General features: G+C 74.0%; 8 protein-coding genes. 4 read left to right on the top strand and 4 right to left on the bottom strand.

Annotation, left to right across the window (positions count from 1 at the left end):
* Positions 1–38: 38 nt before the first annotated feature.
* Together SNA_RS35090 and SNA_RS35085 are read right to left on the bottom strand one after the other, a co-directional pair.
* Positions 39–1,721: a M23 family metallopeptidase gene (locus tag SNA_RS35090; RefSeq protein WP_044368262.1), complete on the bottom strand. Its 1,683-nt coding sequence runs from the start codon at positions 1,719–1,721 to the stop codon at positions 39–41.
* A 224-nt stretch (positions 1,722–1,945) separates the two neighbouring features.
* Entirely contained in the window at positions 1,946–2,776 is an 831-nt protein-coding gene (locus SNA_RS35085; protein ID WP_044368261.1) for an esterase/lipase family protein, read from the bottom strand.
* 303 nt (positions 2,777–3,079) lie between these two features.
* Between SNA_RS35085 and SNA_RS35080 the strand changes: the two genes are divergently transcribed.
* Entirely contained in the window at positions 3,080–3,538 is a 459-nt protein-coding gene (locus tag SNA_RS35080; RefSeq protein WP_044368259.1) for a cobalamin B12-binding domain-containing protein, read from the top strand.
* An 8-nt stretch (positions 3,539–3,546) separates the two neighbouring features.
* Here SNA_RS35080 and SNA_RS35075 read toward each other — a convergent pair whose 3' ends face one another.
* Both SNA_RS35075 and SNA_RS35070 read right to left on the bottom strand, forming a co-directional pair.
* Complete coding sequence (locus SNA_RS35075) at positions 3,547–5,247, bottom strand: DUF5691 domain-containing protein (RefSeq protein ID WP_241779952.1); 1,701 nt, start codon at positions 5,245–5,247, stop codon at positions 3,547–3,549.
* 64 nt (positions 5,248–5,311) lie between these two features.
* On the bottom strand, positions 5,312–6,676 hold the full coding sequence (locus SNA_RS35070) for an SWIM zinc finger family protein (RefSeq protein WP_044368256.1): 1,365 nt from the start codon (positions 6,674–6,676) through the stop codon (positions 5,312–5,314).
* Between the two features lie 179 nt (positions 6,677–6,855).
* Between SNA_RS35070 and SNA_RS35065 the strand changes: the two genes are divergently transcribed.
* Genes SNA_RS35065 through SNA_RS35055 form a run of 3 tightly spaced genes read left to right on the top strand, consistent with a single transcriptional unit; the run spans position 6,856 to position 11,839 of the window.
* A complete protein-coding gene (locus SNA_RS35065) occupies positions 6,856–8,001 on the top strand; it encodes an ATP-binding protein (RefSeq protein WP_044368254.1) in 1,146 nt (381 codons plus the stop codon).
* Positions 7,998–10,496, top strand: a complete 2,499-nt coding sequence (locus SNA_RS35060) for a DUF5682 family protein (RefSeq protein WP_078970404.1) — start codon at positions 7,998–8,000, stop codon at positions 10,494–10,496. The genes SNA_RS35065 and SNA_RS35060 overlap by 4 nt, the downstream gene beginning before the upstream one ends.
* The gene (locus SNA_RS35055) at positions 10,493–11,839 is read left to right on the top strand and encodes a VWA domain-containing protein (protein ID WP_078970403.1); all 1,347 of its coding nucleotides are present in this window, start codon (positions 10,493–10,495) and stop codon (positions 11,837–11,839) included. The genes SNA_RS35060 and SNA_RS35055 overlap by 4 nt, the downstream gene beginning before the upstream one ends.
* Positions 11,840–11,949: the final 110 nt, after the last annotated feature.

The raw sequence follows: 11,949 nt of genomic DNA, 5'->3' as shown, positions 1-11,949 counted from the left end.
GCCGGGGCGGGTGCCGGTCGATTCGGGTTGCCCGCCGGTCAGTTCGGGTTGAGGCCGTGGCTGCGCAGCCACGGGAGCGGGTCTATGGCCGCGTCCCCGTCGGGCCGCACCTCGAAGTGCAGATGCGGTCCGGTGGTATTGCCGGAGTTGCCGGAATAGGCGATGGTCTCGCCCGCCTTGACCGATCCGGAACGGATCTTGGCGCTGCTCAGATGGCAGTACCACGTCTCCGTGCCGTCGGGCGCGGTCACGATTGCCATATTGCCGTAGGCGGAGTTCCACTGGGTGCGGACGGTGCCGTCGGTGACGGACATGACCGGGGTGCCATAGCTGACCGGGAAGTCGATGCCGGTGTGGACGGACATCCAGTTCACGCCGGCCTGGCCGAAGAGCGCGCTCAGACCGTGCTCGGTGACGGGCAGCACGAACTTGGGCCGCAGCGCCTCCTTGCGGGCCGCCTCCGCCGCCGCCCGCTTGCGCTCCAGGGCCTGGCGCTGCTTGAGGTCGAGCCGCTCCTGGGTGCGGTTCGCGCGGTCGCCGAAGTCCCGGGCGTCCGCGCTGAGTCCGGCGAGCTGGGAGTCGAGCTTCTTGTTGGCGGCGGCCGCCTTGACCGTGACCGATCCGGTGTCGTCGGCGGCCTGGGTGGTCTTGTCGTCCTTGCCGTCGTCCCCGACGAAGCCGGTGACGGTGGCGGCCGCGGCCGCGCACACCCCCATGGCGGCGACGGACGGCACCGCGACGGTCAGCAGCGCCGAACGCTTGGCGGTACGGCGCCGCCCCCGGCCCCGTACGGCCTTTCCGGCCTCCGGACCGACGACCCGCCGCGCGGCGGGTGCGGGGGTGGTGACCGGCATGGCCTGGGTCATCGCCTCGGCCACGGAGGCGGCGTCCGGCGCGGGCGCCGGTTCGCCGGGCGGGTCGGCGGGGGAGCCGGCCTCGCGCTCGGCGTTCTCGTACGCGACGGTCCCGAAGGCGGCGGTCTCGAAGGCGGCGGTCTCGAACGTGGCGGTCTCGAAACCGGCCGTGTCATAGGCAGCGGTCTCGAAGGCAGCGGTCTCGAAGGCGGCGTTCTCGTACGGGGACGGGCCGGGCTGTGCGGGGATGTCGCCGATCAGGGCCTGGTCCGCGGTGGACCAGATCGCGGTGGCGTCGTGGCCGGCGGTGTCATAGGCGCCGGTGGCGTACGGACCGGTGTCGTAACTGCCGGTGTCGTAGGCGGCGGTGTCGTACGCGTGCTGCTCGTGGTGCGCGAGCTGTTCGTGCTGCTGGTGCGCGAGCTGTTCGTGCTGCCCGTAGTGCTCTTGCCCGCCGTGCTGCCCGTGCTGCCCGTAGGGCGGGTACTGCTCGGGTTCGGCGTTCTCGTAGGCGGTGTGGGCGTACGGGTCATACCCGTCATAGGCGGCGGTGGCGGTGCCGTAGGCCGTCGTGGGGTAGCTGCCCGTGTCGTAGGCCGCGCCGTGGATGCCGCCGTCGTAGGGGCCGGTGGCGTAGGCACCCGTCTCATAGCCGCCGGTGGCATACGCACCGGTGCCGTAGGCGTGGCCGCCCGTGTCGTACGGGGCCGCGTCGTACGCGCCGGCTGCGTGCTGTCCGGTTTCGTATGTGCCGGGAAGCGAGCCGAAGAGGGGGTCTCCGTCGCCGTACTCGAGGTGGGCGGACGCGGAATGCTGCTGCCCGTAGGAGTCGTAGGCCGGGTAGCCCGATGGGTGACGGTCGTTCACCAACTTCTCTTTCGCCTCGGCAGCAGGAGAATTAGCGGCGACTGTACCCGGCGGTACGCGACGGCGACAATCTTCTCCAGGTTTCTGAGTCGACGAGAACGGGCATTTGGCCGCCTTTCGGGAGCCCACATGCGCGTTCTTGGCGCGTCGTTCGACGCATGTTCGAGTAAATATCAAGATCGGGTCGGGAAACGCGGCCGCCCGCGGCGTTGCGTGCGATGCATTCAGGCCACCGAAATGGCGTTTTCCCTTCCCTCCAGGCCGTGCGCCGAGGTCAGGGCCCGGCGTATTCCGGCCGCCACGGTGCCGTTGACCGGCAGCGAGAGGTGTCCGACGCCGGGGACATGGACGTTGTCCGCGAGCAAATCCGGGTGATCGATTCGGGCGGCGCCGGCCGGCACCATCACCTGGTCCGCCTCGCTCCAGAAAGCGACGAACCGCGTCCGGCAATTCGGCGCGGGCAGCGACAACTCCGCTATCACCGGGGAATCCGGCCGCATCTGGCGCACCAGCGGATGGGCCGACATCAGGGGCGCGATACGGGTGCCCGCGTGCGGGGTGCCGAGGGTGATCAGGGTGCGGACGCGGGCGTCGCCGCCGAGGCGCTGGACGTAATAGCGGGCGATCAGTCCGCCGAGACTGTGGCCCACGAGATCCACCCGGCGGTGGCCGGTGCGGGCGCACACCTCCTCCACATGGCGCGCGAGCAGCTCGGCCGCCCTGCGCAGATCGCAGGTCAGCGGGGAGTAGTTGAGCGCCTCGAGATGGCGCCAGCCGTGCCGGCGCAGCGAGCGGCGGAGCAGGACGAAGACCGAGCGGTTGTCGATGAAGCCGTGGAGCAGCAGGACGGGTGGGTGGGCGCGGCCTTCCGTCGGCAGGACGCAGAGCGAATCGGCGCCGGTGGCGGTGGCGGGGGCGGGGAGCGGAATGGGCTGCTCCTGGGAGATGCCGGTGGGGTAGAGGAACAGATGGCCGACGAGGACCAGCAGGTCCACGGCGGTGCTGCGCACCAGATCCGGTAGGGAGGCAAGGCGGGTGGGCAGAAGGGCCTGCATGGTCGACCTCCCGGAGGGCATGCGGGAGGCGCGCTCAAGGGCGCGATGGCGCGGCTGCGGCTTCCCGTGCGTCCGTCCCCGTGCGCACGATGCCGTCCCGTGGCGGTGCAACACGCGGGACGTGGCGCCTGGCGGATGTGTCCCTTGTGTGATTTCCCCCTCGGGGCATGTCACGAAACTGCAGGGTGCGCGATGCTGGAGATAACGTTCGTTCACGCTCGTGGCCGCCGATCGTGGCCGCGCGATCGATTGTCGGCTCGGCGGCCCCGCACGTCGGGTGCCGTACTTGGCTTGGAGGCAGTGATGAGTGTGGCTCGGCACGACGGAGCACAAGCGCAGAGCCAGGGCGCGGCGGGCAGGCCGGGGCCGATCCGGGTGGTCGTGGCCAAGCCGGGGCTCGACGGCCACGACCGGGGGGCCAAGGTGATCGCGCGGGCGCTGCGCGACGCCGGTATGGAGGTCATCTACACCGGGCTGCACCAGACCCCCGAGCAGATCGTCGACACCGCCATCCAGGAGGACGCCGACGCGATCGGGCTGTCGATCCTCTCCGGCGCGCACAACACGCTGTTCGCGAAGGTCATCGAGCTGCTGCGGGAGCGGGACGCGGCGGACATCAAGGTCTTCGGCGGCGGCATCATCCCGGAGGCGGACATCGCTCCGCTCAAGGAGCAGGGCGTCGCGGAGATCTTCACGCCCGGTGCGACGACCGCCTCCATCGTGGAGTGGGTCAACGCCAACGTGCGGCCGCCGGCGGTCTGACCGGGCGGTCATGACCCGGCCCCGCCGGAGAGCTCGGCGTGCATCGTGGCGCGCAGCCGCAGCGTGCCGACCAGCCGGACGAACGCCTCGGACCAGTAGCCGCCGGAGCCGGGGGAGGCGCCTTCCGGCTCTTCGGTGACGGCCGTGAGCATGTCGAGGCGGTCCGCGGCGGCCGGGTCCAGACAGCGCTCGGCCAGGCCCATCACCCCGCTGAAGCTCCAGGGGTAGCTGCCCGCGTCCCGGGCGATGTCCAGGGCGTCGACCACCGACCGGCCCAGCGGCTCGGCCCAGGGGACGCCGCACACCCCCAGCATCCGGAAGGCGTCCGACAGGCCGTGGGCGGCGATGAACTGCGCCACCCACGCGGCGCGTTCGTCCTCGGGCAGGACGGTCAGCAGCTTGGCCACATCGCGGGAGGAGCCGGTCGGCGCCGCCTCCGTGGCCTGCGCGGGGGCGGCGGGCGTGCCCAACAGGGCCCGCGCCCAGGTGGCGTCGCGCTGGCGTACGGCGGCGCGGCACCAGGCGTCGTGCAGCTCCGTCCGCCAGTCGTCGGCCACCGGCAGGGCGAGGATCTCCGCCGGGCCGCGGCCCTCGAACACCGCGCGCCAGCCGTGCAGGGGCGCCGCCTCCAGCAGCTGGCCCAGCCACCAGGCGCCCCGGCCCCGCCCGGAGGGCGGTTTGGGCGCCACGCCGTCCCGCTCCATTCCCGCATCGCACTCCCGGGGCGGTTCGACGGTGATCACCGGGCCGGGGCCGTGCCCCAGGCCGAGGCAGGCGGTGGCGCGCCGTGCCATCCGGGCGGCGAGCGCGGAGCCGGGCAGCGCCGAGAGCAGCTCGGCGGCCGTGGCGCGGACGTTGCGGCTGCGGTCGGACAGCGCCTGTTCCAGGAACGGCTCATCGGCCGACGAGAGGCACTCGCGTAGCGCATCGAGGAACATCAGGCGGTCCTCGGCGCGCTCGGCGGCCCAGGTGGTGGCCAGCAGGCCGAGACCGGCGGCCGCGTCGCGGCGGCGCAGCGCCGTCAGCAGGCTGACCCGCTCGGCGAACAGGCCCTCCTCCCACAGGCGCCGCACGCCCTCCGGGGCTTCGGGACCGGGCACCGCGGCCGTACCGCCGAAGCCGCGCAGAGCGAACTTCCAGTCGTCGTTCAGCCGGGCCAGCCACAGGGCGCGCGGGCCCGCCAGGGCGAGCGCCGCGGGCCGCAGATCCGTACGGGCACGGGCGGCGTCCAGCAGGGCGGGCAGCAGCGCCCCGGGGGCGCGATAGCCGTGATCCTGGGCGGCGGCGAGCCACTGGGGCAGCAGTTCGGTGAGGTCGGGGGTGGTGCCGCGACGGCTGCCGCCGCCCCCGCCGCGGTCGGCGAGCAGCAGGGACAGCCGGCGCCGCGCGGCGGGCGGCAGCGGGGGCCGCGGGTCGGCCGGCGCCGGGGCGGGCCGCTCCCCGGCCGGGGCCGGGCGCAGGGCGGCGCGGCGGCGGACCGTGCTCACGGCGGCCGCGTCCAGCAGGGCGGCCGACGGGCTCTGGCCGGGGCGCAACGGCACCGGCGGAGTGCGCCGATCCGTTCCGAGCAGGGCGGCGCTGACCAGCTCCTCCCAGGCGGGCGCGGGCGGTGCCTTGGGCGCAGCGGCAGCGGCAGCGGGCGTGGTCGGCGGGGCGGTCCGTGGGGTGGTCGACGAGGTGGTCCGTGGGGTGGTGGGTGTGGTGGTCATCGGCTCTCTCCCAAGGTCGGGTGGCGGGGTTCGGGCGGTGGCGTGGCCGGGCCGGGGCGGCGGGTCACAGGGACACCGGGGTCGGGTCCCAGACGGTCAGCGGCACGAAGCCGCGGTGGCCGCATTCGCCGAAGACCGTGACCGGCGCGCCGCCGGATATGGCGGCCAGCTGCCACAGGCCCGCACGGCCCAGGAACCGCGGGTCCAGCGGGAGCGCCGACTCCCCGTCCGCATCGGCCAGTTGCCAGCCCGATCCGTCCCTGGCCGGGACCGGGGTGACGTCGGCGAGCACCACCGGCCAGGACTCCAGCCAGGGGTCGTCGCGCAGCGCATCGCCGTACGCGGCCAGGGCGGCGTCGACACCGCAGCCGGGCGGCACCGGGCCGGGGGCGGCCGGGGCGTGCCGCTCGCCCAGGGCGGCGCGCAGCGGGCGGGCGCCCGGGTAGTAGGCCAGATCCGCGTCCAGGACGAGACCGGGCGGCAGGGCCAGGTCCAGGGGCCGGCCCCCGCCCCCGAAGGACAGATGCAGCGCCATCCGGCCCGTCCGCTCGCCGCGCAGGAAGATACGGCGGGTGGTCAACCGGCCGTCGTCGCTGTCCTGTTGGGCGAGCACCAGCCAGCGGTCCCGGACCGTGGCCGCCTCGGGCCCGGTGAGCAGCTCCGCCGCGTCCGTGGTCAGCCCGATGCGGGCGCGCACGGTCGCGGCGAGCGGGGCCGGCAGCCGCTCCCGCCCCAGGAACCCCTGGTCGAGGAGGTGGAGCAGGGCGCACTCCGCCAGCAGCCGGGCCGGCCAGTCCGCTGCCCCGGAGGCCGCCACCGAGCCCAACTCCCGTACCCGGGAGGCAAGTCCGGGCGCCTGCGCGTCGACCATCCGCGCGGCCGTCTCGTCCCACTGGCGGTAACTGCCGCCCTCGGCCGCCGTCAGGCCCGTACGCAGCAGGTCCTCCAGGCGCTGCTCCAACTCCGTGGCGCCGGAGGCGATCCGCTCCAGCCGGCGCTCCGCCCGCCGCCTGGCCGCCTCCGGATCGGACGGTGTACGCGCCGCGCCGCCGCCCCCGGCGGGCGTGGCCGCCGCCCGCTCGGCCTTCTCCCGGCGGCCCGCCAGCCACGGGCCCGCCCACTCCGGCGGCGCCCCGGCCGGCACCGTCTCCCCCTCGCCGGCCCAGAGCAGCAGCAGACCCAGCGCATGCTTGCACGGGAATTTGCGGCTCGGGCAACTGCACGTGAACGCGGGCCCGGTGACGTCGATGACGGTCTGATACGGCTTCTTTCCGCTGCCCTTGCACAGCCCCCACACCGCGCCGCCGTCCGCGCCGGTCTCCGACCACGGTCCGGGCGCGGCGAGCTTGCCGCCCGCCTTGCGTGAGGCATCGTCAGGCGCCAGCGCCAGCACCTGATCCGTCGTCCAGCGTTCCCCCTGCGGATTCATGTCTTCGACGCTACGACCCGCCACTGACAATCGCCCTCGTGAAGAATGAAACAGCAGGTCAGGTGCGGTTTTCGGGGCGTTGTCAGTGGGGTGGTGCAGGCTGGATTCCAGCACGCGGCCGACGCATCGAGCGGCGGGTCGCAGGCGTTGTCACGGCATTTCTGCGACGAGGGGGAGTCATGTCCGAGACCAAGACGGAGACCCAGTCAGGGACCACGTCCGAGAGCAGCATCGACGCACCGCACGAGCAGGCGCTGCGACCCCACGCGGAGGACTCCTTCGCGCACGAACTCAAGGCCCTGGATGCGGCCGACGACCGTCCGCGGCCCGAGCGCTGGCGTCTCTCGCCGTGGGCGGTCGCCACCTATCTCCTCGGCGGCACCCTCGCCGACGGCACGGTCATCACCCCCAAATACGTCGGTCCCCGGCGGATCGTCGAGGTCGCCGTGACCACCCTCGCCACGGACCGCGCACTGCTGCTGCTGGGCGTGCCGGGCACCGCCAAAACCTGGGTGTCGGAGCATCTGGCCGCCGCGGTCAGCGGCGACTCCACCCTTCTGGTGCAGGGCACCGCCGGCACTCCGGAGGAGGCCATCCGCTACGGCTGGAACTACGCCCAGCTGCTCGCCAACGGCCCCAGCCGCGAGGCGCTGGTGCCCGGTCCCGTGATGCGGGCGATGTCCCAGGGCATGACCGCCCGGGTGGAGGAGCTCACCCGTATCCCGGCCGACGTCCAGGACAGCCTCATCACGATCCTGTCGGAAAAGACCCTGCCCGTCCCGGAGTTGGGGCAGGAGGTGCAGGCCGTCCGCGGCTTCAACCTGATCGCCACCGCCAACGACCGCGACCGCGGGGTCAACGACCTCTCCAGTGCCCTGCGCCGCCGCTTCAACACCGTGGTGCTGCCGCTGCCCGCGACACCGGAGGAAGAGGTGGACATCGTCTCGCGGCGGGTCGAGCAGATAGGGCGTTCGCTGGACCTGCCGGCCGCCCCGGAGGGCCTGGACGAGATCCGGCGCGTCGTCACGGTCTTCCGCGAGCTGCGCGACGGCCTGACCGCCGACGGCCGCACCAAGGTCAAGTCGCCGTCGGGCACGCTGTCCACGGCCGAGGCCATCTCCGTCGTCACCAACGGCCTGGCGCTGGCGGCCCACTTCGGGGACGGCGTCCTGCGGCCCGGCGATGTGGCCGCCGGCATCCTGGGCGCGGTCGTCCGCGACCCGGCCGCCGACCGTGTCGTCTGGCAGGAGTATCTGGAGGCCGTGGTGCGCGAGCGCGACGGCTGGAAGGACTTCTACCGCGCCTGCCGCGAGGTGAGCGCATGACCACCGGGACGACGGCGAAGCCGGTGCTGCTCGGGGTACGGCACCACGGCCCCGGGTCGGCGCGTGCGGTGCGGGCCGCGCTGGAGGCGACCGCGCCGGCCGCGGTGCTGATAGAGGGCCCGCCCGAGGCGGATGCCCTGCTGCCGTTGACCCTGCATGCCGACATGCGGCCACCGGTGGCGCTGCTCGCCCACATCGTGGACGACCCGGGGCGCGCGGCGTTCTGGCCGCTGGCCGAGTTCTCCCCGGAGTGGGTGGCGCTGCGCTGGGCCCTGGAGCGCGAGGTCCCGGTCCGTTTCATCGATCTGCCCGCGGTGCATTCCCTGGCCATGGCGGCGGAGGAGGCCGAGGGGGAGGGGGAAGCCGAGGCGGCGGAGGCGCTTGGCCGGGCGTCGGCCGACGCCCCTGATGCACCCGGCATCCCCGGCATCCCCGGCATCCCCGACACCCCCGACGTTCGGATCGACCCCATCGGCGTGCTCGCCGAGACGGCCGGTTACGACGACCCCGAGCGCTGGTGGGAGGACGTCGTCGAGCACCGCGGGGCGGCCTCGGGGGCAGCGGGCGCGGACGCGCTGGCGCCGTTCGCGGCGCTGGCCGAGGCGATGGGGGCGCTGCGCGAGGCGTACGGCGACGGCGGCCACGACCGAGACCTGGTGCGCGAGGCCCATATGCGGCTTCGACTGCACGAGGCGCGGCGGGAGTTCGGCGACAACGTCGCCGTGGTGTGCGGCGCCTGGCACGTCCCGGCGCTGGCCCGCCGCAGCACCGTGACCGCCGACCGGCGGCTGCTCAAGGGCCTGCCCAAGGCGAAGGCCGCGCTGACCTGGGTGCCCTGGACCCACCGCCGGCTCTCCCGGCGCAGCGGCTACGGCGCCGGAATCGCCTCGCCCGGCTGGTACGGCCATCTCTTCGCCTCTCCCGACCGCCCCCTCGAACGCTGGATGACCAAGGTCGCCGGGCTGCTGCGGGACGAGGACTACGCCACCTCGTCGGCGCATGTCATCGAGGCGGTGCGGCTCGCCGAGGGCCTGGCCACGGTGCGCGGCCGCCCGCTGGCCGGGCTCACGGAGGCCGATGACGCGATCCGCGCCGTCATGGGCGGCGGCTCCGACGCCCCGTCCGCACTGATCCACGACCGCCTCGTGGTCGGCGATGTGCTGGGCGAGGTCCCCGAGGACGCACCCGCCGTCCCCCTGCAACGCGACCTCGCCCGCGGCCAACGGGCGCTGCGGCTCAAGCCGGAGGCCCGGGAGCGGGAGCTGGAGCTGGACCTGCGCAAGGAGACCGACGCCGCGCGCAGCCGGCTGCTGCACCGGCTGGCGCTCCTCGGCATCCCCTGGGGCGAGCCCGCCCGCTCCCGGGGCAGTACGGGCACTTTCCGGGAGACCTGGCAGCTGCGCTGGGAGCCCGAGCTGTCCGTACGGGTCGCCGAGGCCGGTATCTGGGGCACCACCGTGCTGTCGGCGGCCACCGCCAAGGCGGCCTCGCAGGCGGTGGGCGCCGCCACGCTCGCCGAGGTGACGGCGCTCGCCGAGCGTTGCCTGCTGGCCGAACTCCCCGATGCGCTGCCGGTGGTGATGCGCGCCCTGTCGGACCGCGCGGCGCTGGACGCCGATGTGGGCCAGCTGGCCCAGGCGCTGCCCGCCCTCGTCCGGTCCGTGCGCTACGGCGATGTCCGCGGTACGGACGGTGCGGCGCTGCGCGAGGTGGCGCTGGGCCTGGCCGAGCGGGTCTTCGTCGGTCTGCCGCCCGCCTGCGCCGGCCTGGACGACGACGGCGCCGCCCAGATGCGCGGCCCGCTCGACGCCACCCACCAGGCCGTCGGCCTCCTGGACCGGCTGCCGGACGGGCCGACCGGCTCCGCGGCCGGGACCGCGGATCTGCGGACCCGCTGGGCCGGTGTGCTGCGCACGCTGAGCGCACGGGACGCCGTACCGGGGCCGCTTCGCGGCCGGGCCACCCGGCTGCTGCTGGACGACGGGCAGTTGGGCGACGGAGAAGCCGAGCGCCTGATGGGCCTCGCCCTGTCCCCGGGCGCGGCGCCGGCCGATGCCGCCGGATGGATCGAGGGCTTCGTCGGCGGCGGGGACGGCGGCATGCTGCTGGTCCACGACGAACGGCTGCTCGCGCTGGTCGACGGCTGGCTGACCGGCGTCCCGGCCACCGCCTTCTCGGGCGTCCTGCCGCTGCTGCGCCGTACGTTCGCCGCCTACGAGTCCGGGGTGCGGCGCACCCTGGGCGAGCTGGTGCGCCGCGGGCCCGCGGCCTCCCGCCGCGACCCGGCCGCCGCCGCCTCCGGAGCCGCGGCCCCCGGCTTCGGCCCCGGCCTGGACCGCGACCGCGCCGCGGCCGTCCTGCCCACCCTCCGCCTCCTGCTGGGGACCGACCAGGACGGCGACCCGCCCCCTCACCTCACCCCTCATCCCACCCGTCACCCCACCCCTCACCCCACCCCACGACCGGAAACCGACCTCACAGGGGCGCGGACATGACCACCACAGCAACGGACCCCACGGCAACGGATCCCACGGCAACGGATCCCACGGCAACGGATCCCACGGCAACGGATCCCACGGCAACGGATCCCACGGCAACCGACCCCGCAGCAACGGACCGCGTGGCAACGCCCCCCGACGCCACCACACCCCCCGATGCCACCGCCCCATCCTCCGCCCTCCCCCCATCCGAACGCCTGCGCCGCTGGCGGCTGGTGCTCGGGGACGGCGGGGCCGACGGCACCGGATGCGGGCTGACGGGCCGGGACGCCGCGATGGACGGGGCGCTGGAGGCGCTCTACGGCAAGGGCAGCGACGGCAAGGGGGCCGAGGGCGGGCGGCGTTCGGCGGGGCTGGGCGCCTCGGCGCCCTCCGTGGCCCGCTGGCTCGGTGATATCCGCACGTACTTCCCCTCCTCCGTGGTGCAGGTGATGCAGCGCGACGCCATCGACCGGCTCGGCCTGAACTCCCTCCTGCTGGAGCCGGAGATGCTGGCGGCCGTCGAGGCGGACGTCCACCTGGTGGGCACCCTGCTCTCGCTCAACAAGGTCATGCCCGAGACCACCAAGGAGACCGCGCGGGCCGTGGTCCGCAAGGTCGTCGCGGAGCTGGAGAAGCGGCTGGCGACCCGCACCCGCGCCACCCTCACCGGTGCCCTGGACCGCTCCGCGCGCATCCACCGCCCCCGCCACCGCGATATCGACTGGGACCGCACGATCCGGGCCAACCTCAAGAACTACCTGCCCGAGTACCGCACGGTCGTCCCCGAGCGGCTCATCGGCTACGGCCGAGCCGCCCAGTCGGTGAAGAAGGAAGTGGTGCTCTGCATCGACCAGTCCGGGTCGATGGCCGCCTCCGTCGTCTACGCCTCGGTGTTCGGCGCCGTACTGGCCTCGATGCGGGCCATCGACACCCGCCTGGTCGTCTTCGACACCTCCGTGGTCGATCTGACGGACCAGATGGACGACCCGGTCGACGTCCTCTTCGGCACCCAGCTCGGCGGCGGCACGGACATCAACCGCGCCCTGGCCTACTGCCAGTCCCGTATCACCCGACCCGCCGAGACCGTCGTCGTCCTCATCAGCGACCTCTACGAGGGCGGCATCCGCAACGAGATGCTCAAACGGGTCGCCGCGATGAAGGCGGCCGGGGTGCAGTTCGTCACGCTGCTCGCGCTGTCCGACGAAGGCGCGCCGGCCTACGACCGGGAGCATGCCGCGGCGCTCGCGGCCCTGGGCGCACCGGCGTTCGCCTGTACGCCGGATCTCTTTCCGGACGTGATGGCCGCCGCTCTTGAGAAACGGCCGCTGCCCATACCGGACATGGCGGAGCAACGGTGACAGGAGCACCAAGGGGGCTTGCCAGACACCTGGCCGGTCATGCAAGGATCAGCTCATCGCTCGATCGCCCGCGACGGGAGTGACACCGATGAAGCGCGTCCGCGCGCTGG

The sequence above is a fragment of the Streptomyces natalensis ATCC 27448 genome (assembly GCF_000935125.1).
Taxonomy (GTDB): Bacteria; Actinomycetota; Actinomycetes; order Streptomycetales; family Streptomycetaceae; genus Streptomyces; species Streptomyces natalensis.
Note: the sequence above shows the minus strand (reverse complement) of the source record. Positions and strands in the feature narration are given on the sequence as shown.

Bases quoted from the DNA above. Each gene is read 5' to 3' on its own strand.
- SNA_RS35085 (WP_044368261.1), bottom strand. From the start codon at position 2,776: ATGCAGGCCCTTCTGCCCACCCGCCTTGCCTCCCTACCGGATCTGGTG.
- SNA_RS35080 (WP_044368259.1), top strand. From the start codon at position 3,080: ATGAGTGTGGCTCGGCACGACGGAGCACAAGCGCAGAGCCAGGGCGCG.
- SNA_RS35075 (WP_241779952.1), bottom strand. From the start codon at position 5,247: ATGACCACCACACCCACCACCCCACGGACCACCTCGTCGACCACCCCA.
- SNA_RS35070 (WP_044368256.1), bottom strand. From the start codon at position 6,676: ATGAATCCGCAGGGGGAACGCTGGACGACGGATCAGGTGCTGGCGCTG.
- SNA_RS35065 (WP_044368254.1), top strand. From the start codon at position 6,856: ATGTCCGAGACCAAGACGGAGACCCAGTCAGGGACCACGTCCGAGAGC.
- SNA_RS35060 (WP_078970404.1), top strand. From the start codon at position 7,998: ATGACCACCGGGACGACGGCGAAGCCGGTGCTGCTCGGGGTACGGCAC.
- SNA_RS35055 (WP_078970403.1), top strand. From the start codon at position 10,493: ATGACCACCACAGCAACGGACCCCACGGCAACGGATCCCACGGCAACG.